Source organism: Kitasatospora griseola (assembly GCF_044999035.1).
Lineage (GTDB): Bacteria > Actinomycetota > Actinomycetes > Streptomycetales > Streptomycetaceae > Kitasatospora > Kitasatospora griseola.
This window is the reverse complement of record NZ_CP173360.1, coordinates 3,184,934-3,210,474: the sequence shown is the minus strand read 5'-3', so window position 1 is coordinate 3,210,474 and position 25,541 is coordinate 3,184,934. Positions and strand designations below refer to the sequence as shown.

General features: G+C 72.6%; 15 protein-coding genes. 5 read left to right on the top strand and 10 right to left on the bottom strand.

Going from position 1 to position 25,541, the window contains the following annotated elements; genetic code table 11:
• Positions 1–205: 205 nt before the first annotated feature.
• A complete protein-coding gene (treS, locus tag ACI1MP_RS14315) occupies positions 206–1,924 on the bottom strand; it encodes a maltose alpha-D-glucosyltransferase (protein WP_404868803.1) in 1,719 nt (572 codons plus the stop codon).
• A complete protein-coding gene (locus ACI1MP_RS14310) occupies positions 1,921–3,876 on the bottom strand; it encodes an alpha-1,4-glucan--maltose-1-phosphate maltosyltransferase (protein WP_380334215.1) in 1,956 nt (651 codons plus the stop codon). The genes treS and ACI1MP_RS14310 overlap by 4 nt, the downstream gene beginning before the upstream one ends.
• 971 nt (positions 3,877–4,847) lie before the next feature.
• Here ACI1MP_RS14310 and glgP point away from each other — a divergent pair.
• Positions 4,848–7,523, top strand: coding sequence for an alpha-glucan family phosphorylase (gene glgP, locus ACI1MP_RS14305; RefSeq protein ID WP_380333972.1), 2,676 nt, complete (start codon positions 4,848–4,850; stop codon positions 7,521–7,523).
• Positions 7,524–7,703: 180 nt separating this feature from the next.
• Here the strand turns inward: glgP and ACI1MP_RS14300 are convergent, their stop codons facing one another.
• The 6 genes from ACI1MP_RS14300 to ACI1MP_RS14275 all read right to left on the bottom strand — a co-directional run bounded on the left by ACI1MP_RS14300 (position 7,704) and on the right by ACI1MP_RS14275 (position 16,822).
• A complete protein-coding gene (locus ACI1MP_RS14300) occupies positions 7,704–8,657 on the bottom strand; it encodes an IS481 family transposase (protein ID WP_404868802.1) in 954 nt (317 codons plus the stop codon).
• A 179-nt stretch (positions 8,658–8,836) separates the two neighbouring features.
• Positions 8,837–10,564, bottom strand: a complete 1,728-nt coding sequence (locus ACI1MP_RS14295; protein WP_404868801.1) for an ABC transporter ATP-binding protein — start codon at positions 10,562–10,564, stop codon at positions 8,837–8,839.
• A complete protein-coding gene (locus tag ACI1MP_RS14290) occupies positions 10,561–12,279 on the bottom strand; it encodes an ABC transporter transmembrane domain-containing protein (protein ID WP_380333974.1) in 1,719 nt (572 codons plus the stop codon). The genes ACI1MP_RS14295 and ACI1MP_RS14290 overlap by 4 nt, the downstream gene beginning before the upstream one ends.
• A 97-nt stretch (positions 12,280–12,376) precedes the next feature.
• A complete protein-coding gene (locus tag ACI1MP_RS14285; protein ID WP_404868800.1) occupies positions 12,377–13,759 on the bottom strand; it encodes a hypothetical protein in 1,383 nt (460 codons plus the stop codon).
• 152 nt (positions 13,760–13,911) lie between these two features.
• Positions 13,912–15,291: a hypothetical protein gene (locus ACI1MP_RS14280; RefSeq protein WP_404868799.1), complete on the bottom strand. Its 1,380-nt coding sequence runs from the start codon at positions 15,289–15,291 to the stop codon at positions 13,912–13,914.
• A gap of 136 nt (positions 15,292–15,427) precedes the next feature.
• Entirely contained in the window at positions 15,428–16,822 is a 1,395-nt protein-coding gene (locus ACI1MP_RS14275; RefSeq protein ID WP_404868798.1) for a hypothetical protein, read from the bottom strand.
• Between the two features lie 174 nt (positions 16,823–16,996).
• Here ACI1MP_RS14275 and pnuC point away from each other — a divergent pair, with 174 nt between their 5' ends.
• Positions 16,997–17,569, top strand: coding sequence for a nicotinamide riboside transporter PnuC (gene pnuC, locus ACI1MP_RS14270; protein WP_380333978.1), 573 nt, complete (start codon positions 16,997–16,999; stop codon positions 17,567–17,569).
• Positions 17,566–18,630, top strand: a complete 1,065-nt coding sequence (locus ACI1MP_RS14265) for an AAA family ATPase (protein WP_404868797.1) — start codon at positions 17,566–17,568, stop codon at positions 18,628–18,630. Before pnuC ends, ACI1MP_RS14265 begins: the two co-directional genes overlap by 4 nt.
• A gap of 260 nt (positions 18,631–18,890) precedes the next feature.
• Here the strand turns inward: ACI1MP_RS14265 and ACI1MP_RS14260 are convergent, their stop codons facing one another.
• Together ACI1MP_RS14260 and ACI1MP_RS14255 are read right to left on the bottom strand one after the other, a co-directional pair.
• The gene (locus ACI1MP_RS14260; protein ID WP_380333980.1) at positions 18,891–20,723 is read right to left on the bottom strand and encodes an ABC transporter ATP-binding protein; all 1,833 of its coding nucleotides are present in this window, start codon (positions 20,721–20,723) and stop codon (positions 18,891–18,893) included.
• Positions 20,720–22,597 carry an ABC transporter ATP-binding protein gene (locus ACI1MP_RS14255; protein ID WP_404868796.1) on the bottom strand — a complete coding sequence of 626 codons (1,878 nt, stop codon included), beginning with the start codon at positions 22,595–22,597 and terminating at the stop codon, positions 20,720–20,722. Before ACI1MP_RS14255 ends, ACI1MP_RS14260 begins: the two co-directional genes overlap by 4 nt.
• Positions 22,598–22,913: 316 nt before the next feature.
• Between ACI1MP_RS14255 and ACI1MP_RS14250 the strand changes: the two genes are divergently transcribed.
• Together ACI1MP_RS14250 and ACI1MP_RS14245 are read left to right on the top strand one after the other, a co-directional pair.
• Positions 22,914–24,323, top strand: coding sequence for a family 2B encapsulin nanocompartment shell protein (locus ACI1MP_RS14250; protein ID WP_380333982.1), 1,410 nt, complete (start codon positions 22,914–22,916; stop codon positions 24,321–24,323).
• A 27-nt stretch (positions 24,324–24,350) separates the two neighbouring features.
• Positions 24,351–25,535, top strand: coding sequence for a family 2 encapsulin nanocompartment cargo protein terpene cyclase (locus ACI1MP_RS14245; protein WP_380333983.1), 1,185 nt, complete (start codon positions 24,351–24,353; stop codon positions 25,533–25,535).
• Positions 25,536–25,541: the final 6 nt, after the last annotated feature.

The window sequence follows — 25,541 nt, the reverse complement described above, 5'->3', positions numbered from 1 at the left end:
CGCGGCGGCGACGGCACGCGAGCCGCTGGCTCGGTGTCACGCCTTCGTGTGGATGGCCGTTGGGCTGTTCTCCGTACGCGGTGGTGCGAAGACCTCCGGGGGCGCGCGGAACAACTCGCGCGCCCGCGGAAGGGGTGTCCCGATCGGGGCCTGTCGGGGCCTGGGGATCGTTCGGTGAACGAGCGTGGCGCAGTGGCCCCCGCCGCTACTTCGCCCCGGACGCCTTCGCCGGGGACTGGCGCAGCTGGAACCAGTAGAAGCCGTGGCCGGCCAGCGTCAACAGGTACGGCCACTCGCCGATGGTGGGGAACCGCACGCCGCCGATCAGCTCGACCGGGTACCGCCCCCCGTACTGCCGCAGGTCCAGTTCGGTCGGCTGCGCGAACCGCGAGAAGTTGTTCACGCACATGACCAGGTCGCCCTCGTACTCGCGCACGAAGGCCAGCACCGCGGGGTTGCTGGAGGGCAGCTCCGTGTAGCCGCCGAGGCCGAACGCGGGGTTGAGCTTGCGAATCTCGATCATGCGACGCGTCCAGTGCAGCAGCGAACTCGAACTGCTTTGCTGCGCCTCGACGTTGGTCACCTGAAAGCCGTACACCGGGTCCATGATGGGCGGCAGACTGAGCCTGCCCGGGTCGGCGGACGAGAAACCCGCATTGCGGTCCGGCGTCCACTGCATCGGGGTGCGTACGCCGTCCCGGTCGCCGAGCCAGATGTTGTCGCCCATGCCGATCTCGTCGCCGTAGTACAGCACCGGGCTGCCGGGCAGCGAGAGCAGCAGCGCGGTGAACAGCTCGACCTGGTTGCGGTCGTTCTCCAGCAGCGGGGAGAGCCGGCGGCGGATGCCCACGTTGGCCCGCATCCGCGGGTCCTTCGCGTACTCCGCGTACATGTAGTCGCGCTCCTCGTCGGTGACCATCTCCAGGGTCAGCTCGTCGTGGTTGCGCAGGAAGATCCCCCACTGGCAGCCCGAGGGGATTGCCGGGGTCTTCGCCAGGATCTCGGAGACCGGGTAGCGGGACTCCCGGCGGACCGCCATGAAGATCCGCGGCATCACCGGGAAGTGGAACGCCATGTGGCACTCGTCGCCGCCGGAGCCGAAGTCGCCGAAGTAGTCGACCACGTCCTCCGGCCACTGGTTGGCCTCCGCCAGCAGCACGGTGTCCGGGTAGTTGGCGTCGATCTCCTTGCGGACCCGGCGCAGGAAGTCGTGGGTCTCCGGCAGGTTCTCGCAGTTGGTGTCCTCGCGGGCGTACAGGTACGGCACCGCGTCCAGCCGGAAGCCGTCGATGCCGAGGTCCAGCCAGAACCGCAGGGCCGCCATCACCTCCTCCTGCACCCGCGGATTGTCGTAGTTCAGATCCGGCTGGTGGCTGAAGAAGCGATGCCAGTAGTACTGCTTGCGGACCGGGTCGTACGTCCAGTTGGAGCTCTCGGTGTCGACGAAGATGATCCGTGCGTCCGGGTACTGCTTGTCGTCGTCGGCCCACATGTAGAAGTCGCCGTACGGGCCGTCCGGGTCGCTGCGGGAGGCCTGGAACCACGCGTGCTGGTCGCTGGTGTGGTTCACCACGAAGTCGATGATCACCCGCATGCCGCGGGCGTGCGCCGCGTCGACGAACTCCACGAAGTCGGCCAGGTTGCCGAACTCCGGGAGCACCGACTGGTAGTCCGAGACGTCGTAACCGCCGTCCCGCAGTGGGGAGTTCATGAACGGGGGCAGCCAGAGGCAGTCCACACCCAGCCACTGGAGGTAGTCGAGCCGCGAGGTGAGCCCCTTGAGGTCTCCGACGCCGTCGCCGTTGCTGTCCTGGAACGAACGCACCAGGACCTCGTAGAAGACCGCGCGTTTGAACCACTCGGGGTCGCGGTCCCGGGCGGGGGTGTCGGCGAAGGTGTCGGGGACGGGCTCGTTGACTGTCACTGCGGGTTCCTCCGAACCGTGAGGAGGTGGGCCGGCCCGGTAGAGGGATCGAGCCGGACGTAGTTGTGACGGCCCCAGGCGTACGTCGCGCCGGTCAGCTCGTCGTGCACCGTCAGCGGCCCCGGCACGTCGAGCGTGACGGTGGCCTCCTGGACGTGGTGCGGGTCCAGGTTGACCACGCAGATCACCCGGTCCTCCAGGCCGTCCTCGGTGACGGCGCTCTTGGAGAACGCGATGATCCGCTCGTTGTCGACGGGGTGGAAGCGCAGGTCCCGCAGCTGCTGCAGCGCGGGATGCCGGCGGCGCAGCCGGTTCAGGGCGGTCAGCAGCGGTGCGAGGGAGTCCGACCTGGTCCAGTCGCGCGGCCGCAGCTCGTACTTCTCCGAGTGCAGGTACTCCTCCGAACCGGGCTTCGCGGGCTCGTTCTCGAACAGCTCGAACCCGGCGTACACCCCGAAGGTCGGCGACAGCGCCGCCGCCAGCACCGCCCGCACCGCGAACGCCGCCGGGCCGCCGGTCTGCAGGTACTCGGGCAGGATGTCCGGGGTGTTGGCGAAGAAGTTCGGCCGCATGTACGCGGCCGCCTCGCCGGTCAGCCCGGTCAGGTACTCCGTCAGCTCGGCCTTGTCGTTGCGCCAGGTGAAGTACGTGTAGGACTGGTGGAAGCCGATCTTGCCGAGGGTGTGCATCATCGCCGGACGGGTGAACGCCTCCGCCAGGAACAGCACGTCCGGGTCGGTGCGGGCGATGTCGGACAGCACCTTCTCCCAGAAGTTCACCGGCTTGGTGTGCGGGTTGTCGACCCGGAAGATCCGCACCCCGTGGCCCATCCAGAACCGCAGGATCCGCACCGTCTCGCGGACGATCCCGTCGAAGTCCTGGTCGAAGTTGACGGGGTAGATGTCCTGGTACTTCTTCGGCGGGTTCTCGGCGTACGCGATCGTGCCGTCCGCGCGGTGGCTGAACCACTCCGGGTGCTTGTGCACCCACGGGTGGTCCGGCGAGCACTGGAGCGCGAAGTCCAGCGCCACCTCCAGGCCCAGCGCGCCGGCCTCCGCGACGAAGTGGTCGAAGTCCTCCAGGGTGCCCAGGTCCGGGTGGACGGCGTCGTGGCCGCCCTCCGGGGAGCCGATCGCCCACGGCGAGCCGACGTCCTGCGGACCGGCCTCCAGCGAGTTGTCCGGGCCCTTGCGGTGGGCCCGGCCGATCGGGTGGATCGGCGGCAGGTACACCACGTCGAAGCCCATCGCGGCCACCGCGGGCAGCCGCTCGGCGGCCGTCCGGAAGGTGCCGGAGACCGGCGGCTCCACCCCGTTCGGGTCGACCACCGCGCCCTCCGAGCGCGGGAAGAACTCGTACCAGGCGCCGAACAGCGCCCGTTTGCGGTCCACCTGGAGCGGCTGCGGGCGGGTCGCCGAGAGCAGCTCGCGCAGCGGGAAGCGGTCCAGCAGCGACGTCACCTCCGGCACCAGCGCCGCCGCGTAGCGGCTCAGCGGCGGCAGGCCGGAGTCGCGCAGCGCGTCCACCGCGGCCAGCACCTGGGCCCGGCCCTCCTTCTTCGGCACCCCGCCCGCCGCCCGCTCCAGCAGCAGGGCGCCCTCCTCCAGTACCAGCGCGGTGTCGATCCCGGCCGGCAGCTTCACCGCCGCGTGCCTGCGCCAGGTCGCCACCGGGTCGCCCCACGCCTCCACCAGGTACGACCAGCGGCCCGGCGCGGTCGGCGTCACGTACGCGCCCCAGCGGTCGCTGCCCTCGGACAGCTCGCGCATCGGCGTCCACGGTCCGGACCGGCCGCGCGGGTCGCGCAGCACCACATTGGCCCCCACCGCGTCGTGGCCCTCGCGGAACACCGTGGCGGAGACCAGGAAGCGTTCGCCCTCCACGGCCTTGGCCGGACGCCGGCCGGCGTCGACGAGCGGGGTCACGTCAAGCACGGGGATGCGGCCGATCACGGTGTCGCTCTCTGTTCTGGTGCGGGTGGGGCGGGTCGGGGATTTGTGCGGGGACGACGTGCCGCCGGTGGCGGGTGCGGCGGGTGCGGCGGGTGCGGAGGCGGCGGTGGCCGAGGGGGCGCCGGCGGGCGGGGCCGCGGCGGACCTGACGGTGGTGGTCCGTTTCGACGCGGCCTTGCGCGGGGTGCTCGCGCGTTTGTCGGCCGGTGCGGCCGCCCGCCTGCGGGCCGCCGCGGTGCGCGGGGCCGGCACCGGGGGCTCCCCGGTCGACGGTCCGTCAGGGGTGTGGTCCGTCGGTACCGTGGACTGGTCCCGCGTGTCGCCGTGCATGCCAAGCTCCTGCCCGAGATCGGCGGCAGCTCTGCCCGGCGGACGACGCCGGGAGAGTACCGGGAGGACTACTGGGTGAGGAAGGACGTGCGGCCCGAGCCGGCCCCGCGTCGACGGACCCGGACACCTCGCCCGCCGACCGCCGCAGCGGGACCCGCCGCGCCGAACGCACGTGTCCCGGCGCGCGTCGCCCGGTGCGCGCCCCCGCGTGACCCAGCCCACCGGAAAACGACCGGTCGGGGAACGAGGACACGCAAAGACACGCCTACTGGGGCCGAATGGGCTAAGGAGTGTGGTGGCACGTCAAAACCGGACCTGCACCGGCCGGAGGCAGCGGTGGGACGACCGTCCGATCGTGCACCAGCGGCACCCACGACCTTGTTGCATCCTCGCACCGCGGGCAAGAGGTACGGCCGGGTAGGCACGCGGTTTCAGCCGGTGTGCAGCGCCGAAACAGGCCCCCGCAACACCTCCGTTCCCAGGAGTTCACACCCGACGGCGCGTGTTTTACCTGCCTGCGCCTGTCGTGCGCCGGGATTTGCCACCACGCGCCCGGAACGATCTCAACGCTGCTCCGAACGGGTGCAGCGACCGCAAGTTGACGCCCCGTCAGGCGCATGGGCGGGGCTACGCTTCAAGCCGTGAAGGCAATCCGCAGGTTCACCGTCCGCACCGTCCTGCCCGAACAACTGCAGCCACTGCACGAGCTCGCGCTGAACCTCCGCTGGTCCTGGCACCCCGAGACCAGAGAGCTGTTCCGCTCCGTCGACCCGGACGTCTGGGCCGCCGTCGGGGAGGACCCGGTCCGACTGCTGGGCGAAGTCCCCGCGGCCCGGCTGGCCGCGCTGGCCGGCGACCGGCGGTTCCTGCGCCGGCTCGGCGACCTCGCCGACGACCTGCGCGACTACCTCACCGGCCCGCGCTGGTACCAGAGCGCCGCCGACCCCGAGAGCGGCCTGCCCGCCGGCATCGCCTACTTCTCGCCCGAGTACGGCATCGCCGCCGCCCTCCCGCAGTACTCCGGCGGCCTCGGCATCCTGGCCGGGGACCACCTCAAGGCCGCCTCCGACCTCGGCGTCCCGATCATCGGCGTCGGACTCTTCTACCGGCACGGCTACTTCCGCCAGTCGCTCAGCCGGGACGGCTGGCAGCAGGAGCGCTACCCCCTGCTCGACCCCGACGCGCTCGCCGTCACCCTGCTCCGCGAGAGCGACGGCGCCCCCTGCCGGATCGACCTCGCCCTGCCCGGCGGCCGCACCCTCGCCGCCCAGGTCTGGCGCGCCCAGGTCGGCCGCGTCCCGCTGCTGCTGCTCGACTCCGACATCGAGGCCAACAGCCCCGCCGAGCGCGACGTCACCGACCGCCTCTACGGCGGCGGCAGCGAGCACCGGCTGCTGCAGGAAATACTGCTCGGCATCGGCGGCGTCCGCGCCGTCCGCACCTACGCCCGACTCACCGGCCACCCCGAACCCGAGGTGTTCCACACCAACGAGGGCCACGCCGGCTTCCTCGGCCTGGAACGGATCGCCGAACTCACCACCGCCCACCCCGGCCTCGGCTTCGCCGACGCGCTGGAGGCCGTCCGGGCCGGCACCGTGTTCACCACCCACACGCCCGTCCCCGCCGGCATCGACCGCTTCGACCGCGATCTGGTCGCCCGCCACTTCGGCGGCGACGCAGCACTGCCGGGCGTCCCGGTCGACCAGGTGCTCGCGCTCGGCGCCGAGAGCTGGGTCGGCGGCGACCCCAAGCTGTTCAACATGGCCGCCATGGGCCTGCGGCTCGCCCAGCGCGCCAACGGCGTCTCCACCCTGCACGGCGCCGTCAGCCGGGAGATGTTCCGCGGCCTGTGGCCCGGCTTCGACGCGCCCGAAGTCCCCATCACCTCGATCACCAACGGCGTGCACGCCCCTACCTGGATCGACCCCGCCGTGGTCCGCCTCGGCGCCACCGAGATCGGCCAGGAACGCGCTGAGGAAGCCATGGCCGTCGGCACCGCCGGCCAGTGGACCGGCCTGGAGCGGATCGGCAACGCCGAGGTCTGGGAACTGCGCCGCACCCTGCGCGCCCAACTCGTCGACGAGGCCCGCCGGCGACTGCGCGCCTCCTGGCAGCAGCGCGGCGCCGGCGCCGCCGAACTCGGCTGGACCGGCGCCGTCCTCGACCCGGACGTCCTCACCATCGGCTTCGCCCGACGCGTCCCGTCCTACAAGCGGCTCACCCTGATGCTCCGCGACCCCGCCCGGCTCCGGGCCCTGCTGCTGCACCCCGACCGGCCCGTGCAGATCGTCGTCGCCGGCAAGGCGCACCCCGCCGACGACGGCGGCAAACGACTCATCCAGCAACTCGTCGCCTTCGCCGACGACCCCGCCGTGCGCCACCGCATCGTCTTCCTGCCCGACTACGACATGGCGATGGCCAAGGCGCTCTACCCCGGCTGCGACGTCTGGCTGAACAACCCGCTCCGCCCCCTGGAGGCCTGCGGCACCTCCGGCATGAAGGCCGCGCTGAACGGCTGCCTCAACCTGTCCATCCTCGACGGCTGGTGGGACGAGTGGTACGACGGCCAGAACGGCTGGGCCATCCCCACCGCCGACGGCGGCACCGGCGAGGGCGTCCTCGACCCGGAGAGCAAGGAGGCCGAGCGGCGCGACGACATCGAAGCCGCCGCCCTCTACGACCTGATCGAACACCAGGTCGCCGCCCGCTTCTACGACCGCGCCGCGGACGGGCTGCCGCACCGCTGGATCTCGATGGTCCGGCACACCCTGGTCACCCTGGGGCCCAAGGTGCTCGCCGGACGGATGGTCCGCGAGTACGTCGAACGGCTCTACGTCCCCGCCGCGACGGCCCGCCGGCGGCTGACGGGCGGGGCCGGCGACTACGCCGGCGCGAAGGACCTCGCCGCCTGGAAGGCCACCGTCCGCGACGCCTGGCCCTCCGTACGGGTGGAGCACGTCGAGGCGGACGGCGTCGGCGAGGCCCAGGAACTCGGCGTGACACTCGCCCTCCGGGTCCAGGTCGCCCTCGGACGCCTCGGCCCGGACGACGTCGAAGTACAGGTCGTCGCGGGCCGGGTCGACGAGAGCGACCGGATCTCCGAGGCGACGACCCTGGCGCTGAAGCCCGCCGTCGGCGGCCCCGACCTGGACGGACGACTGCGCTACGAGGGACACCTGGAGCTGTCGCGGACGGGCCCGTTCGGGTACACGGTGCGCGTGCTTCCCGCGCATCCGCGACTCGCCTCGATCGCGGAACTGGGGCTGTTGGCGGTGCCGGTGGAACTGGGGGGTCTGGAGGCAGGCGTGCTCAGGTGAGGCAGGCGCTGGAGGGTGCGGACCCAGGGGCTCGGGGAACGGCGAGGCCGAGTCTGCGGGCGGTCGAGGACAGCGGATGGTCGTGTTGCGGAGGGCCGGAGAACGGGGACCCGAAACCACGGGACCTTTTCGCGCCGCGTTGACCCTCCGCAGACATGGCCTCAGCGTTCTCCCCCAGCCCTAGCTGTTCTGTCCTGTGAGGTTGGGGACGCGGCTGGCGGGTGGTTTGCCTGCGAGTGCGGTGTGTCCGCGGTGGTGATTGTAGGTGTGGAGCCAGGCGGGGTAGGCGTCTCGGCGTTCTTGTTCGGTGCGGTAGGGCCGTGCGTAGGCCCATTCGTCGAGCAGGGTGCGGTTGAAGCGTTCGACCTTGCCGTTGCTCTGGGGCCGGTAGGGGCGGGTGCGCTTGTGGGTGATGCCGGCCCGGGTCAGCGTGTCGCGCCAGTGGTGGGACTTGTAGCAGGCGCCGTTGTCGGTCAGCACGCGTCGGACGGTGATCCCGGCCCGGGCGAAGAACGCGTTCGCCCGGGTCCAGAACGCGGTGGCGGTCTCCTTGCGTTCGTCGGACAGGATCTCGCTGTAGGCGAGGCGGGAGTGGTCGTCGACGGCGTTGTGCAAGTAGCTGTAGCCGGCGCCGGAGCGGGTCCTGCGGCCGGCCTCGCGGCCGATGGCGCGGTGTCCTCCGCCGTCGGGGATGTTGCCGAGTTTCTTGATGTCGACGTGGACCAGCTCGCCGGGCGCGCGGTGCTCGTAGCGGCGTATCACCCGGCCGGTGGCGCGGTCGAGGTGGGCGAGGCGGGCGAGCCGGTAGCGGGTCAGGACGCGGTGCACGGTGGCCGGGTTGAGGTTCAGCAGGTAGGCGATGCGGGCGGGTCCCCAGCGGCGCAGGACGCGGACTTTGACGATCCGTCGTTCGGTTCGGGTCGGGGTCCGGCGCGGGCTGCGGTGCGGGCGCGAGGAGCGGTCTTCCATACCGGCCTCGCCGAGCGCGCGGTAGCGGTCGGCCCAGCGCTTGGCGGTGGTCGGTGAGACCTGGAAGCGTTCGGCGGCCCGTCGTAGCGGCCAGCCGTCCTCGACCACGCAGCGGGCCAGGCGCAGGCGTCCGGTCTCGGTCAGGGGTGCGTTACGGTGTGGCATGAGGGCCTTTCTGGTCGCCGGTGCAGATGTCGCAATCCACACCAGGCCAGAAGGCCCTCACTCGTTTCAAGACCACCCGACCGTGAACCCTGTCACCAACCTCCATGGTCAGTACACCTAGCGGGCCGGGAGGCGCCTCCACGAGCCCCCGGATCCGCACCCTCCAGCGCCTGGGTGTTCTATCCCTGCCAGGAGTGCCAGAGCTTCGCGTACGGGCCGTCCGTGGTGACGAGGGTTTCGTGGGGGCCGAGGTCGGTGAGGTGGCCCTGGGTGAGGACGGCTACGCGGTCGGCGTCGTGGGCGGTGTGGAGGCGGTGGGCGATGGCGATGACGGTGCGGCCGGTGAGGGTGGCGGCGAGGGCGCGTTCGGTGTTGCGGGCGGCGGTGGGGTCGAGGAGGGCGGTGGCCTCGTCGAGGATCAGGGTGTGGGGGTCGGCCAGGATGACGCGGGCGAGCGCGAGTTGCTGGGCCTGGGCGCCGTTGAGGCGGTGGGTGGGGCCGAGGTCGGTGTCGAGGCCGTGGGGCAGGACGTGGTGCCAGCCGACGGCGTCGAGTGCGGCGGTGAGGGTGGGGTCGTCGGCGTCGGGGGCGGCTATCCGCAGGTTGTCGCGGAGGGTGCCGAGGAAGACGTGGTGCTCCTGGGTGACCAGGACGACCTGACGGCGCAGCCGTTCGGGGGAGAGGTCGGCGAGCGGGACGCCGCCGACGGTGACGGTGCCGGTGCGGGGCCGGTCGATGCCGGCCAGCAGGCGGCCCAGGGTGGTCTTGCCGGAGCCGGACGGGCCGACCACGGCGAGGCGTTCGCCGGGGCGCAGGTCGAGGTCGAGGCCGTGCAGCACGTCGGGCCCGTCGGGGTAGGAGTAGCGGACGTCGGTGACCCGGATCCGGTCGTCGGCGGGTTCGCGGTCGGCGGTCGGGGCGGCCGCCGTCGCGGGGGTGGCGGCGAGGCCCTCGACCCGGGCGTACGCGGCGGTGCTGCTCTGGACGGATTCGAGCAGGACGACGATGGTGTCCAGCGGTTCCTCGATGCGCCGCAGGTACAGGACGGCGGCCACGGCCGCGCCGAGGGTGACGGCGTGGTGGGCGACCAGGACGGCGCCGAGCGGGAGGACCAGGACGACGGGCAGGGTGTAGGAGAGGTTGATGACGGCGAAGAAGCGCAGCCGCAGGTGCAGGGTGCGCAGCCGGGCGCGGTTGGCGGTGTCGACGGCCCGGTGGCCGGCGTCGAGGCGCTGCTGCCGGAGGCCGAGGGCGTCGATGGTGCGGGCGCCGTTCGCGGTGGCGGAGAGGGTTTCGGCGAGGCCGGCGTTGGCGGCCCGGTCGGCGAGGTAGGCGGGGCGGGCGCGGCGCAGGTACCAGCGGGCGCCGAGGGCGACGCCGACGACGCCGAGCAGGCCGCAACTGCCCAGCAGGGGGCTGACGGTGAGGATCGCGCCGAGGATGAACAGGGACTGGGCGGCAGCCACGAAGAGTTCGGGGGCGGCGTCCCGGAGGGTCTCGCCGACGGCGGTGGCGTCGGTGGTGCCGCGGGAGGTGAGGTCGCCGGTGCCGGTGCGTTCGGCGGTGGCGGCGGGCAGGGCCAGGATCCGGTCGACGAGCTGTTCGCGGACCCGGGCGGCGGCCCGTTCGCCGAACCGGTGTGCCAGGTAGCGGGCCTGGCGGTTGGTCAGGAGCTGGGCGGCGGCGCAGCCGAGCAGCAGCAGGCCGAGGCGGTCGATGTCGGCGGTGGTGGCGCCGTTGGTGACCCGGTCGATGATCCGGCCGAGCAGCCAGGGTCCGGCCAGGCCGAGCAGGGCGGCGAGGCCGTTGAGGGCGAGGACGGCGGCGAAGGCCCGGCCGTCCTCGCGGACCAGTCGGGTGGCGGCCTGCCGGACCTGGCGGGCGGTGGCGATCGGCAGGGTGCTCATCGGGCCACCTCGGAGGGGGAGTCGGGGCCGCGGGTGACGAGGGCCCGGTAGCCGGGCTGGGTGCGGAGCAGCTCCCGGTGGGTGCCGCTGGCGGCGACCTTGCCGTCCACCAGGTAGTGCACCGTGTCGGCCTGGTCGAGCAGCAGGGGGGAGGTGCTGGTGAGGGCGGTGGTGCGCCCGGTGCGGGCGGCGCGCAGTCCGGCGGCCATCGCGGCCTCGGTGTGGGCGTCCACCGCGGAGGTCGGTTCGACGGCCAGCAGGACGTCCGGTTCGGCGGTCAACGCGCGGGCCAGGCGCAGGCGTTGGCGTTGCCCGCCGGACAGGTTGCGGCCGTCGGCGGCGATCGGGGCGTCGAGCCGGCCGCCGAGCGAGCCGAGCACGTCGAGGGCGGCGGCGGCCTCCAGCGCGGCGCGCACGGTGTCGTCGGGGGCGTCGGTGCGGCCGCGGACGGTGTCGCGCAGGGTGCCGGTGAACAGCGTCGCCTCGTTCTCGGCGAGGGTGATCCGGGAGCGGACTTCGGCGAGCGGCAGGTCGGCGAGCGGGGTGTCGCCCCAGTCGGCGGTGGTGGGGGTGAGCCGGGCGAGGCGTTCGGCGACGGCGGCGGTGTCGGCGGGGCGGGCCGCGGCGAGCACCGTCAGCTCGCCGGGGGCGAGTCGGACGCCCGACTCGTGGTCGATCAACTCGGCCGGGGCGGAGGGGAATCGGGCGGTGCCCAGGTCCGGGTCGGGGGTCAGGGCGAGGAAGTCGGTGACCCGGCGGGCGCAGACCAGGGCGCGGCCGATGTCCTGGCTGTTCTCGATCAGGAAGTACACCGGGCCGACCAGGACGGCGGCGTAGCCGAACGCCGCCGCCAGCTGACCGGGCGTCAACTGGCCTTCGACGGCGAGCCGGGCGCCGAGCCAGGTGACGGCGGCCAGCAGCAGCACCGGCAGGCCGCCGCCGAGTGCCTGGATCCAGCTGACGGCCGCGCCGACCCGGTAGCCCTCGGCGCGCAGCGCCTGGGAGTCGGCCCGGTAGCGGGCCGCGTACACGTCCTTGCCGCCGAGGCCGTTCAGCACCCGGAGCCCGCCCGCGAGGTCCTCGAACCGGGCGGTCAGTCGCCCCTGATGGTCGCGGAAGCGGCTCTCGGCGGTCTGCTGACGGGCGATCAGGGGCCGGAGGGTCAGGGCGAGGAAGGGCAGTCCGAGCAGGACGGCCAGGGCCAGCAGCGGGGAGAGGGTGAGCAGGATCGCGGCGACCGTCAGGTAGCAGACCACCGCGCCCACGCCGGGGCCGACGAAGGTGAGCGCGAGGGCGATCCGGGACACGTCGGAGATGCCGATGGTGACCACCTCGCCGGCCGAGACCTGGCGGGGCAGCGCCGCGCCGAGCCGCACGCTGTGCCGCAGCACCACGCCGATGGTGCGGAAGGACGCGTCGTTGCGGATCAGCGTCATGGTGCGGTGCCGGCACCAGGCCAGCACCAGGTTCAGCAGCCCGAAGCCGAGCATCGCGGCCGACCAGCCGAGGACCGTCCCCAGGCGACCCGGCCGCAGTCCGTCGTCGACGGCGCGGGAGAGCAGGTAGGGCTGGACGGTCAGGCCGAGCATCCAGGCGGTGCCGAAGAAGGTGCCCGCCAGCGAGCGGCGGCGCTGGCTGAGTACCAGCCACCACAGGAAGCGGAGCGGGCTGCGGGCGTCTGGGGGGCCGGCTCGGCCGGCGGTCGGGTCGTCCACGGACCGAGGCTAGTGGCGGCGGCCGGAGCGGGTCGATCGATTTCGGGCCCGCCCGGGACGGGTCGGGCCCCGGTGGCGTGCCGGGGCCCGAGGGGCGTCAGTTGACGACGAAGGTGTAGTAGCCGCTGGCCAGTCGGATGCCGTCCCTGGTGGTCGCCCAGACCTCCATGTCGGTCCAGCCGCTCGCGGTGGGGGTGTGGACGAAGTCGGCCTCGCCGTTCGGGCCGGCCGGGACGGTCTGCTCGGTGCCCCACCCGAAGGAGTAGGTCCAACTGGCGATCAGCGAGCCGTCCACCTTCGGGGCGAGGTGGAAGGTGCCGGCCACGCCGACGCCGCCGGCGGGTTCGTACTCCGGGTAGTCGGTGGACGTGATGGTCGGGGTGGTGTCGAGGATGGCGCTCCAGCGCGCATTCGAACTCTTCCAGCCGTTGGCGCTGGTGGAGGTGACCTCCAACCGCTCGCCGTCCGGGTCCTTCAGCAGCAGGGTGGTCTCGGCGGTGCCGTCAGGTCCGGCCGGGACGACCGTGTCCTGGTACGTCCTGAGGTTGTGAACCGTGTAGGAGACCACCGGGCTGATCGCCTGGGTTCCCGCGTCCGGGGTGAGCCTGAGCGTGACGGGCCGGCCGAACTGCGGCGCGGTCAGCGAGGTGACGGTCGGCGAGGTCGACAGCACGAAGATCATGCGGTTGGTGATCGGCGACGGATGCCCGGCCCGGTCCAGGCTGCGGACCATCAGCTGGAGCGGGCCGCTGCTCCATCCGGCCGGAGGCGTCAGGTGCAGGGTGGCCGGGGCGCCGAGGCTGTCCGCGCGGACGGCGGACTCCGGGTCGTCGTACACGCCGTGGTAGGTCGGAATGCCGTGCGGGCCGATGTCCGCGGTCGGCACCGGGAAGTCGCCGCGCCAGCTGAACTGGTACCCGGCGACATCGGTCGCGCCGTTCGGATCGATGCGGACCTCGATCGGCGCACCGCCCGGGTACCACTGCTCGTCGGGGTAGCCGGGGGTGGTGACGATCGGAGCGGCCGACGGCGGGGTGCTGTCGACGGTGAGGTAGCAGGAGGCCGTCCAGTCGGAGCCCGCGCCGTTCGCCGGGTCGACCGTGCGCATCTGCCAGGCGTACGTGGTGTCGTCGGCCAGCGAGGAGAGCCGGGTGGCCGCCTCGTCGCCGGGTATCGCGTACGGCCGGTCCACGGTGCTGACCTGCGTCGGGTCGGCGACCGGCCAGTACCGGAACTGCGCGGTCACGCGGGTGACCGACGGGTCGGTGTGATGGGTGATGCCCTCCACCTCGACGCCGTTGCCGACGAACAACGGGGCGTTCGGGTCGGTCGAGCAGGCCCGGAGAGCGTTGTAGAGATCGGTCGGAACGGTCGGAGTTCCGGCGGCGGCCCCCGCGGAACCGGGGACGAGCAGCGCCAGCGAGACGGCGGCGGCTGCGGTCAGGGCGACACGGGCGCGCCTGCCCGGAGTGTGCGACATCGGGATTCCCCTCCTGTGATGACCTGCGGAAATGCTCCGTCCGCGCAGGTGGTGGGAATCGTACGGTGTGCGATCGATCTGCGGAACGCATTATTCCGCCGCCGTGGATGCCGGGCCGGGCCCCGGCATGGTGCGCCGGGGCCCGGTGGGTGTCAGTTGACGCCGAACCAGTAGGAGGTGTCGGCGAGTCGGACGCCGTCCTTGGTGGTGGCGTGCACCTGCAGGTAGTACCAGCCGCTGTGCGGCGGCGCCCAGGCGACGTCGAGTTCCCCCTTCTTGCCGGCGGGGACGGTGACGGGCTGGTCGCTCCAGCTGAAGGAGTACGTGTAGCCGGCGATCTGCGAGGGCTCGGTCTTCGGGGCGAAGTGGAAGGTGCCCGGGACCGCGTCGCCGGAGGCGCCGATCGGGTATTGCGCGGAGGTCACCGTGGTACCGGTGTCCGTGTCGTCGCGCCACCAACCGCGCTGGCTGGTCCAGCCGTTGGCGCTGGTGGAGGCGACCATCAGGGTCTCGCCCGGCTGCAGGGCGAGGGTGGTGGTGGCGACGCCGCTCGGCTCGGCCGGGACGACGGTCGGCTCCGAGCTGCCGAACCGCCAGATGCTGTAGCCGGTCACCGGGCCTGCGGCCTGCACGCCCGGGTCGGGGGTGAACTTGAAGGTGATCGGCTTGCCGACGGGGGCGTGCGACAGCGCGGTGATCTTCGGGGCGTCCGGCTTGACCCGGACCCGGAAGCGGTAGGTCGCCGACGGGTTCAGCGCGCGGTCGACGCTGCGGACGTAGAGCTCCTGGATCCAGCCGATGCTGTCGCTCGGCGGGATCAGGTCGACCGAGGCGCCGCCGCCGAGGCCGCCCGCGCGGACCGTCGAGGCGGGGTCGGCGAACGGGTCGTGGTAGACCGGAATGCCGTTCTCGCCGATCTCGGCGCCGTTGACCGAGAAGGTGCCGGTCCAGGAGAACTGGTAGCCGAGGACGTCGGGGACGCCGTTCGCACCGAAGTCGAAGTGGATCGGTGCGCCGCCCTGACTAGCCTGGTCCTCCGGGTAGTTGGGGGAGACCACGGTCGGCGGTTGGTCCGGGAAGGTGTCGTCGGCGGTGACGTAGCAGGACGCCGTCCAGTCGGAGGCCGCGCCGTTCGTCGCGTCGACGGTGCGGGCCTGCCAGGCGTACGTCAGGCCGTCGGTGAGCTCGGGGAGCCGGCCCTCCTCCTCGCGCCCCTGGTGGGCCCAGGGATGCTCGACGGTGCCGACCTGCGACGGGTCGGAGACCGGCCAGTAGCGGAACTGCTCGGTCAGCATGTAGGCCGACGGGTCGGTGTGGTGCACGATGCCCTCGACCGTGACACCGCCGCGGCCGGCCAGCACCAGTGGCGCGTTCGGGTCGGTGGCGCAGGGCTGGTACCCGTTGTACAGGTCGGTCGGCACGGTCGGCGTGCCCGTGGCGGCGCCGGCCGCGCCGGGGACGAGCAGCGCCAGGGTGAGGCCGGCGCCGGTGGCCAGGGCGATGCGGGCGCGGCGTCCCGGTGAAACCTTCATGGTGATCCCCCTCCATCAGGGCCCGCGTGCCGTACCGGCAAGGCGGGCGCGGGGGAATCGTACGGCATGCGATCGATCGCCCCGGAGGGGTTTCCCGCAGTCGGGCCCCGGCAGTGCGCCGGGGCCCGACGGTGCGTCAGCTGACGGTGAAGTCGTAGTAGCCGTCAGTCAGTTGGACGCCGTCCTTGGTGGTGGCCCAGGCGTCGATGTCGTACCAGCCGCTCTCGGTCGGGGTGTAGCTGACGTCGGCCTCGCCGTGCGCGTCGGCCGGGACGGTGACGGTGTGGGCGCCCCAGTCGAAGGAGTACGTCCAGCTGGCGATCTCCGAGCCGCTGATCTTCGGGGCCAGGTGGAAGGTGCCGGGCGTGCCGACCGTTCCGGCGCCGTCCGCGGGGAAGTCGGTGGAGGTGATGGTCGGCGTGGTGTCCAGGTAGTGGCCCCACTGGCCGGCCGAGCTGATCCAGCCGTTGGCGCTGGTGGCGGTGACGTCCAGGAGGTCGCCCAGCGGGTGGTTGAGCAGCAGGGTGGTCTCGGCGGTGCTGTCGGCGCCGGCCGGGACGACCGTGGTCCTCCCGGTCCTGGTGTTGGTCACGGTGTAACTGACCGTCGGGCTGATCGCCTGCGTGCCCGGGTTCGGGGTGAACCGGAAGGTGACGGGCTTGCCGAACAGCGGGTTGTGGGACAGCTGGGTGACGGTCGGCGCGGTCGGGCTGACGTAGATCGTGTGACGCACGATCGGCCCCGGGTTCCCGGCCCGGTCCAGGCTGCGCACCGAGAGCGTCACCGGCCCGCTGGACATCCCGGCCGGCGGCAGCAGGTGCACGGTGGCCGGACCGCCGAGGAAGTCGGCGCGGACGCCGAACGGCGGGTCGACGTCGTACGGGCCGTGCAGGACCGGGATGCCGCGATCGCCGTCGGTCGCGGTGAAGGGCACGGTGAGGTCCCGGAAGCTGTACTGGTACCCGGCGACGTCGGCCACGCCGTTCGGGTCGAGGCGGAACTCGATCGGCGCGCCGCCCGGCGCCCACTGGCCGTCCGGGAAGGCGGGAGTGGTGACGACCGCGGCGGCGGACGGCGCGGAGTCGTCGGTGGCGACGTAGCAGGAGGCCGTCCAGTCGGAGGCCGCGCCGTTCGCCGGGTCGACCGTGCGGACCTGCCAGGCGTAGGTGGCGCCGGCGGCCAGCCCGAGCTTGGCCGACGCCTCCCACCCGGGCCGGGCCCAGGTGTTCTCCACCGTGGTGACCTGCGCGGGGTCGGCGACCGGCCAGTACCGGAACTGCGCGGTCAGGCGGGTGACCGCGGGGTCGGTGGAGCCGGTGATGCCCCTGACCTGGCCGCCCCAGTCGCTGCCGGCGACCAGCGGTGCGCCCGGATCGGTGGCGCACGGCTGGAAGGCGTTGTACAGGTCGGTCGGGGTGTTCGGTGTGCCGGTGGCGGCCCCGGCGGCGCCGGGGACGAGCAGCGTCAGCGAGAAGGCGGCGGCGGTGGCGGTCAGGGCGGCGCGGAGGCGTCTGCCCGGCAGGCGTGTCATGCGAGTTCCCCCTTCGGCGGTGCCCGCGGAGCCGGTCCGGCCGCGGGCGGTGGCAGCGTACGGTGCGCGAACCGTCGGGTGGGCCGTTTTTCCCAAGTCATGGGAAACGCGCTTGTGGGGGCGGGGTCGATCCGATTATCGTCACTTCGACGTAAAGCCTGGAGGAGGGCACACATGACGGAGTGGCTGGGGTTCGTCACCGGCGCGATCTGCGTATGGCTGACGGTACGGACCAACGTGTGGACCTTCCCGGTCGGCATCGCCAACAACGGCTTCTTCCTGGTGGTGTTCGCCACCGCAGGCCTCTACGCGGACGCCGGACTCCAGGTGGTCTTCCTGGCGCTCGCCGCCCACGGCTGGTGGCAGTGGCTGCGCCGCGGCGCCGACGGCGAACGACTGGTGGTGCGACGCGGCGGCCCGGCCGCGATCGGCGTCGCACTCGCGGCCGTGGTGCCCGCCACCGCACTGCTCACCTGGTTGCTGACGGTCGTTCACGACACCGCGCCGTTCTGGGACGCGCTTACCACCGCGCTCTCGCTCGCCGCGCAGTGGCTGCTGAACACCAAGCGGATCGAGACCTGGTACCTGTGGATCGCCGCCGACCTGATCTACATACCGCTGTACGCCGCGAAGGGGCTGTACCCCACCGCCGCCGTGTACGTGCTCTTCCTCGGCCTGTGCCTCTACGGCCTGCGCACCTGGCAGCGTGAACTCGGCCTCCCCGCTCCGAAGTCGGTGGCCGCATGAGCCTGTTCCGGCACGCCCTGGTGATCGGCAAGTTCTACCCGCCGCACGCCGGCCACCACTTCCTGATCCGCAGTGCGGCCGACGCCGCCGAGCACGTCACCGTGGTGGTGATGGCCGCCGACAGCGAGACGATGGCGCTCGACGACCGGGTCGACTGGATCCGCGAGGTGTGGCAGGCCGAGGCGCACGTCCGGGTGGTCGGCACCGTCGACAACATCCCCGTCGACTACGACGACCCGGAGATCTGGGACGGCCACGTCGCCCTGATGCGAGCGGCACTGCGGCCCGGCGAAAGCATCGACGCGGTGTTCTCCTCCGAGGACTACGGGCACGAACTCGCCCGCCGCTTCGACGCCGCGCCCGTGGTGCTCGACGTCGACCGCGCGACCTTCCCGGTCTCCGGCACCGAGGTCCGCGCCGACCCCGCCGCGCACTGGGCCGACCTCGAACCCGCCGTCCGGGCCGGACTCGCCCGCCGGGTGGTCGTCCTCGGCGCCGAATCCACCGGGACCACCACGCTCTCCCGCGACCTCGCCCACGCGATGCGACTGCGCGGCGGCGCGCACGCCCTCACCGGCTGGGTGGCCGAGTACGGGCGGGAACTCACCGCCGCGAAACTCGCTTCCGCCCGGGGCCGGGCGGCGTCGGCCGGGGCGGCTGCGCCCACGGTGGACCAACTCGACTGGGACGAAAGGGACTTCGCGCTGGTCCGAAAGCGCCAGGCGGAGGCGGAGGAACGGGCGGCGAGGGCCGGTGGGCCGGTGCTGATCTGCGACACCGACCTGCTGGCGACGGCCGTCTGGGAGGAGCGCTACTGCGGGGCCACCGCACCGGAGACCTGGACGGCGGTGGCCGGGCAGGCGGCGCGTGAACTGTACGTCCTCACCTCGCACGAGGGGGTCGTGTTCGAGGACGACGGGCTGCGGGACGGGGAGCACCTGCGGGAGTGGATGACGGAGCGCTTCCGCGAGGTGCTGTCCGCGAGCGGGCAGCGGTGGATCGAGGTCCGGGGCGGACGGGAGGAGCGGGTCGCCGCCGTGCTGGGGGCACTTCGCTTCTAGAAGGCCGAGGGGTGCGAAATTCAGGGGCTCGTGGGGGCGTCTCCCGGCCCGCTCGGGCTGGGGAGTACGGCGAGGCCATGGCTGCGGATGGTGGCGGACAGCGGATGGCGTGTTGCGGAGGGTCGGAGAAGGGGACCGAACCCACGGGACCTTTTCGCGCCCTGTAGACCCTCCGCAGATTCGACCTCGCCGTTCTCCCTCAGCCCCAGCGGGCCGGGGGTGCCCCCACGAGCCCCTGAATTCGCACCTCACAGCGCTCCCTACACCAGGCTGTCCTTCCAGGTCTGGTGGAGCGTCGCGAAGCGACCCTCGCCGGCGATGAGGGCGGCCGGGGTGCCGTCCTCGACCACGCGGCCCTGGTCCATGACGAGGACGCGGTCGGCGATCTCGACGGTGGAGAGGCGGTGGGCGATGATCACGGCGGTGCGGCCGGCCAGGACGGTCTGCATGGCGTGCTGGACGGCCTGCTCGCCGGGGACGTCGAGGGAGGAGGTGGCCTCGTCGAGGATCAGGACGGCGGGGTCGGCGAGCAGGGCGCGGGCGAAGGCGACCAGTTGGCGTTGGCCGGCCGAGATGCGGCCGCCGCGCTTGCGGACGTCGGTGTCGTAGCCGTCGGGGAGGGCGGCGATGAACTCGTGCGCGCCGATCGCGCGGGCCGCGGCCTCGATCTCGGGGCGGGTGGCGTCCGGCTTGCCGACGGCGATGTTCTCGGCGACCGTGCCGGAGAACAGGAAGGACTCCTGGGTGACCATCACCACGTCGGCCCGCAGGTCGGCGGTGGTGAGGGCGCGGAGGTCGACGCCGTCCAGGGTGACGGTGCCCGCGGTGGGGTCGTAGAAGCGGGCGAGCAGCTTGGCCAAGGTGGACTTGCCCGCGCCGGTCGCGCCGACCACCGCGGTGGTCTGCCCGGCGGGGAGGACGAGGTCGAACTCGGGCAGGATCTCCTTGCCGTTGGCGTACGCGAACCGGGCGCCGCGGAAGGCGACTTCGCGGCCCTTGCCGGTGGCGGCGGGCAGCGGGGCGGGCTCGGCGGGTTCGGGGACGGAGGGTTCGTGGGCCAGCAGGCCGGCCATCTTCTCCAGGGCGGCGGCGGCCGACTGGTAGCTGTTCAGGAACATCGCCAGTTGGTCGATCGGGTCGTAGAGCCGGCGCAGGTACAGCACGAAGGCGGTGAGCACGCCGAGTTCGAGGCTGCCGTCGCTGACCAGCAGGGCGCCGAGGACGACCACGCCGGTGATCCAGGTGTTGGCGGTCATCCGGGACAGGAAGACGTACCGGGCCATCTCCAGCAGGCCGTCCGCGGTGGCGGTGGCGGACTGCTGGTTGACGGTGTCGAAGGCCCGGTTGTTGGCGGACTCGCGGCGGAACGCCTGGACCGGGCGGATGCCGTTCATGGTCTCGGTGAAGCGGACGATCAGCGCGGCCACCGCGGTGCGGGAGCGGCGGTAGACCTGCTGGGAGCGGCGCCGGAACGAGCGGATGATCAGGTACATCGGCAGGAAGGACACCAGGGCGGCGAGGCCCAGGCGCCAGTCCATCAGGCAGAGCACCACCGTGATGTAGCCGACCGACAGGCAGACCATCAGGAGTTCCTGCAGGCCCTCGGCGAGGAGTTCGCGCAGGGTGTCCACGTCGCTGGTGGCGCGGGAGATGATCCGGCCGGAGGTGTAGCGCTCGTGGAAGTCCAGGCTGAGCCGCTGGGCGTGCCGGAAGATCCGGCCGCGCAGGTCCAGCAGGATGTCCTGGTTGATCCGGGCCGCGTACCGGATGAAGGAACGTTGCAGCAGGGTGGCGACGAGTGCGCAGCCCAGGTACGCGGCGGTGACGGCGATCAGCGGGCCGGCGTCGTGGTCGCGCAGTGCGGGGATGCCGCGGTCGATGGCGAGGGCGACCAGCAGCGGTCCGGCCTGCAGGGTGGCCTGCTGGACCAGGACGGTGAGCACGGCGACGGCGATCCGGCGGCGGTGCGGGGCGAGCAGCGAGCCGAGCAGGGCGCGGGGGGCGCCGGGCGGGACGGGGATGTCCTGGTCGTCGGCGGCCGCGGGGAGCAGGTCGTCCTCTTCGAGGGCGGGTTCCGCGACGGCGGTGGTCATCGGGCCAGCGCCCCTTCCAGTTCGGATTCGCCGGACATCAGGGCCCGGTAGGCGGGACAGGACTGCAGGAGCTCCTGGTGGGTGCCGACGGCGGTGATCCGTCCGTCGGCGAGCAGCGCGACCCGGTCGGCCAGCAGCACGGTGGACGGGCGGTGCGCGACGACCAGGGCGGTGGTGTCCGAGAGGACCTGCCGCAGGGCGCGTTCCACCAGCGCCTCGGTGTGCACGTCGAGCGCGGACAGCGGGTCGTCGAGGACCAGGAAGCGGGGCTCGCCGACCACGGCGCGGGCCAGCGCGAGGCGCTGGCGCTGGCCGCCGGACAGGCTCAGGCCCTGCTCGCCGACCTCGGTGTCCAGGCCCTCGGGGAGCCGGTCGACGAAGCCGGCCTGCGCGGTGTCGAGGGCGCGGGCGAGGCGCTGCTCGTCGGCGTTCGGGGCGCCCATCAGGACGTTCTCGCGGACGGTGGCGGAGAACAGGGTGGGTTCCTCGAAGGCGACGGCGACCTCGCGGCGCAGTTCCTCGCGCGACAGGTCGCGGATGTCGGTGCCGTCCAGCGTGATCGAGCCGGCGGTGGGCTCGTACAGGCGGGGGAGCAGCGCGGTGAGGGTGGTCTTGCCGCTGCCGGTGGCGCCGACCAGGGCGAGCGTCTCGCCGGGGCGGATGTGCAGGTCGATGCCGGCGAGCAGGTCGGGGGTGCCCGCCGGGGCGTCGGGGTAGCGGAAGCGGACACCGGTGAAGCGGATGCCGCGGTCGTCCGCGGGGGCGTCGCCGGAGTGGGGGTACCTCCCAGCCCCCCTTGGGGCTGGGGGCACGTCGGCGGGCTCCGGCTCGTCCATCACCTCGAAGTAGCGGTTGGCGGCGCTGGCGGCCTCGGCGGCGAAGCCGAGCAGCCAGCCGATCGACTCGACCGGCCAGCGCAGGGCGAGCGCGGTGGACAGGAAGGCGACCAGGGTCCCGACCGAGAGCTCGTCGTGGGCGACCAGCACGGCGCCGGTGGCGAGGGCGGCGCCGAGGGCGAGTTCGGGCAGGCCGACGATGGCCGCCCAGAGGTTGCCGAGCAGGCCGGCCTTGCGCAGTTCGGTGTCGCGCAGGGCGGCGCTGTGCCGGCGGAACTCCTCGGCCATGGTGCGGTGCCGGCCGAAGGCCTTGAGGATGCGGATGCCGAGCACCGACTCCTCGACCACGGTGGCCAGGTCGCCGTTCTGGTCCTGGGCGAGCCGGGAGGCGGCCGAGTACCCGGCCTCGAAGCGCCGGGTGTAGATGATCAGCGGGACCGCCGGGACCAGCGTGATCAGGGCGAGCCGCCAGTCCAGCGTGAACATCAGCACGGTGCCGGTCAGGAAGACGGTGGAGTTGACCACCAGGAAGACCAGCGGGAAGGCGAGGAACAGCCGCATCACGAACAGGTCCGAGGTGGCCCGGGAGAGCAGCTGCCCGGACGGCCAGCGGTCGTGGAAGGAGATCGGCAGCCGCTGGAGCTTGGCGAACAGGTCGCCGCGCAGCCTGGTCTCCACCTTGGCCAGCGGGCGGGCCACGATGATCCGGCGGACGCCGAACAGGCAGGCCTCGGCAAGGCCGAGCACCAGCAGGGCGGCGGCGAGCGGCCACAGCCCGGCCAGGTCGTGATGGGCGATCGGCCCGTCCACGATCCCGCGCAGCACGATCGGGACGGCCAGCACGCTGAGCGAGGCGAGCCCGGCGGCGGCCATCGAGCCGAAGATCCGCCAGCGGGCCTCGCGGGCGTACGGCCACAGGCGCAGCAAGGATCGCACCGGCGACCGGGGTACCGATTCGGGTGAACTTCCGGTGTCGCCGGTTGACGGAGTGTTCGATTCCGCGGGGGTGGGCGGAGCGGGGTTCTGGTTCTCGGCCATCGCCGTGAGGGTAGGCGCAGGCGCTGACATTTCTCATCTGCTTTTTTGCCCCTGTCGGTGAGATCCGGCCAGGCCGGACGGGGCGTCACCCCATGGCGGCGCTCCCGGTTGCGCCGTTCGGGTCGCTCCGGGCGTCGCGCGCCGCGGGCGGGAGCCCCTCGATGCAGGGGCGTACACCGGCTGTGGGCCGGCGTGAGGGGCGCACTCTGCCCGAGCGACCCGCTCTGAGCGCCCCCTTGCAGGCCCCCTGCCCCCGCAGTGTCTGATCTGGCCGAAGTGATCGCGGTGGATCACCTGAGCAGCCAGGAGAACCAGCATGTCGGTCGAGACCGAGCCCGTCCCCGAAGCCGAGGCCCCGGCGCAGCAGAGCCTGAGCACCGCGGCGGCGCGCAACCTCGCCACCACGACCAAGTCCAAGCCGCAGATGCAGGAGATCAGCTCGCGCTGGCTGCTGCGCAAGCTGCCCTGGGTCCAGGTCTCGGCCGGCACCTACCGGGTCAACCGGCGGCTCAGCCACGCGGTCGGCCGCGGCCGGGTGTCCTTCGTGCAGACCGGCCGGGAGGTCAAGGTGGCGGGGCCCACCCTGAGCGAAGTCCCGGTGCTGCGCGGCTACCAGGACTTCGCGGTGCTGAACGAGCTCGCCGGGCGCTTCGTCCAGCGCGGCTTCAGCGCGGGCGAGGTGCTGGTCCAGGAGGGCGCCCCGATCACCGAGGTCTTCCTGATCGCGCACGGCAAGGTCGAGCGGATCGGCACCGGCAAGTACGGCGACGACACCGTGCTCGCCGTGCACGCCGACGGCGACCACCTCGGCGACGAGGCGCTCGACGTCGCCGACGGGCGCTGGCCGTACACCGTGAAGGCCGCCACCGCGGGCATCGTGATGTCGCTGCCCTGGTCCGCCTTCCAGGAGGTCGTGGACCGCTCCCCGTCCCTGCAGGCGCAGATCGCCCGGTTCCAGGCCGGGCAGGCCGCCGCGCAGAACCCGCACGGCGAGGCGCGGATCGACATGTCGGCCGGCCACGAGGGCGAGTACGAGCTCCCCACCGCCTTCGTCGACTACGAACTCGGCCCCCGCGAGTACGAGTTGAGCGTCGCCCAGACGGTGCTTCGGGTACACAGCCGGGTCGCCGACCTCTACAACCAGCCGATGGACCAGACCCAGGAGCAGCTCCAGCTGACCATCGAGGCGCTGCGCGAGCGCCAGGAGCACGAGATCGTCAACAACCCCGAGTTCGGGCTGCTCGCCAACTGCGCCTTCGACCAGCGGATCCAGACCCACGCCGGCGCGCCCACCCCCGACGACCTGGACGAGCTGCTCGCGATGCGCCGCGACACCGACTACCTGTTCGCGCACCCGAAGGCGATCGCCGCGTTCGGCCGGGAGGCCAACCGGCGCGGCGTCTACTTCTCCACCGCCGAGGTGCACGGCCACCGGGTGCCCGCCTGGCGCGGCGTCCCGCTGCTGCCCTGCGGCAAGATCCCGGTCCGCGGCGGCAGCACCTCGATCCTCGCGATGCGCACCGGCGAGCACAACCAGGGCGTGGTCGGCCTCACCCAGGTCGGCATCCCCGACGAGGTCGAGCCCGGCCTGAACGTCCGCTTCATGGGCATCGACGAGAAGGCCGTCGCCAACTACCTGGTCTCCGCGTACTACTCCGCCGCGATCCTGGTCCCCGACGCGCTGGGCGTGCTGGAGAACGTCGAGGTCGACCACCCCCGGTCCTGACCGCCCCCACGCCGAAAGACGACCGACATGCCCTCACTGCTCACCCGGACGCTCGCCCCGCAGGGCACCCACGAGCTGGCGGCGCTGATCTCCGCCGTCCTCACCCACCCCGGGCGCCCCGCCCCCGGCCGGCTCACCTGGCACGCCCCCGGCCCCACCGGGCTCGGCACCAGCGGCCTGCTGACGCACCGCCCGACCGTCCCGAACCAGGCCACCGGCGACATCGTCCGGGACGCCCCCGCCGCCCGGCCGATCACCAACGGCAAGGCCCCCGCGCTGTACTGCCCGCCCGCGATGCGCGACGACCCGGCGCTCGGCGACCTGGTCAACGAGCGGCTGATCGAGTGGGCCGAGCAAATCGGCATCTACCCCGGCCGCACCGACATGCTGCGCAAGGCCAACTTCGGCCGGCTGATGATGCTCGCCCACCCCGAGACCGACGACCCCGACCGGCTGCTCGCCGCCGCCAAGTGCGGCCTGTCCGAGTGGTCGGTGGACGACCACATCGTGGACGCCGAGGTGGAGGAGCCGCACCACGAGGTGATCGGCCAGCGGCTGGCGATCTGCCACTCCGTCATCGACCAGGCCCAGCTGCCGCTGCGCTACGCCCCCCAGCTGGAGGCGCACGTCCAGGGCGACCCGGTCGCCATGGCGCTCCGCTCCGCGCTGGGCGACCTGGCCGCGTACGCCAGCTGGAACCAGGTCCGGCGGCTGCGGCACGAGCTGGCGATCATGTTCGTCGCGTACGGCCAGGAAGGCATGTGGCACACCACCGGGCACCGCCCGCCGGTGTGGGAGTACCTGATGCACCGCCACGAGAACTCCTTCATCCCGTGCATGGTGCTGGTCGACGCGATCGCCGGCTACGAGGTCCCGCAGGCCGAGTTCGCCAACCCCGCGGTGCGCCGCACGTTCAACCTGGCCGGCACCGCCACCGTGCTGATGAACGACCTGTACTCGATGGGCAAGGAAGACCCCGGCGACTTCAGCCTGCCGATGCTGATCGCCACCGAGGAGGGCTGCTCGCTGGAGGAGGCCGTCCAGCAGAGCGTGGCCGTCCACGACGAACTGATGCACACCTTCGAGGCCGAGGCCTCCGCCCTCGCCCTGACCGGCTCGCCCGAGCTGCGCCGCTTCCTGGCCGGCACCTGGGCCTGGGTCGGCGGCAACCGCGAGTGGCATGCGGGCAGCGCCCGCTACCAGACCGACTGACCCACG

What these genes read in the sequence shown, in the direction of transcription:
- ACI1MP_RS14255 (WP_404868796.1), bottom strand. Translation starts at nt 22,597, where the DNA reads ATGGCCGAGAACCAGAACCCCGCTCCGCCCACCCCCGCGGAATCGAAC.
- pnuC (WP_380333978.1), top strand. Translation starts at nt 16,997, where the DNA reads ATGACGGAGTGGCTGGGGTTCGTCACCGGCGCGATCTGCGTATGGCTG.
- ACI1MP_RS14280 (WP_404868799.1), bottom strand. Translation starts at nt 15,291, where the DNA reads ATGAAGGTTTCACCGGGACGCCGCGCCCGCATCGCCCTGGCCACCGGC.
- ACI1MP_RS14295 (WP_404868801.1), bottom strand. Translation starts at nt 10,564, where the DNA reads ATGAGCACCCTGCCGATCGCCACCGCCCGCCAGGTCCGGCAGGCCGCC.
- ACI1MP_RS14285 (WP_404868800.1), bottom strand. Translation starts at nt 13,759, where the DNA reads ATGTCGCACACTCCGGGCAGGCGCGCCCGTGTCGCCCTGACCGCAGCC.
- ACI1MP_RS14245 (WP_380333983.1), top strand. Translation starts at nt 24,351, where the DNA reads ATGCCCTCACTGCTCACCCGGACGCTCGCCCCGCAGGGCACCCACGAG.
- ACI1MP_RS14250 (WP_380333982.1), top strand. Translation starts at nt 22,914, where the DNA reads ATGTCGGTCGAGACCGAGCCCGTCCCCGAAGCCGAGGCCCCGGCGCAG.
- ACI1MP_RS14300 (WP_404868802.1), bottom strand. Translation starts at nt 8,657, where the DNA reads ATGCCACACCGTAACGCACCCCTGACCGAGACCGGACGCCTGCGCCTG.
- ACI1MP_RS14260 (WP_380333980.1), bottom strand. Translation starts at nt 20,723, where the DNA reads ATGACCACCGCCGTCGCGGAACCCGCCCTCGAAGAGGACGACCTGCTC.
- ACI1MP_RS14265 (WP_404868797.1), top strand. Translation starts at nt 17,566, where the DNA reads ATGAGCCTGTTCCGGCACGCCCTGGTGATCGGCAAGTTCTACCCGCCG.
- ACI1MP_RS14275 (WP_404868798.1), bottom strand. Translation starts at nt 16,822, where the DNA reads ATGACACGCCTGCCGGGCAGACGCCTCCGCGCCGCCCTGACCGCCACC.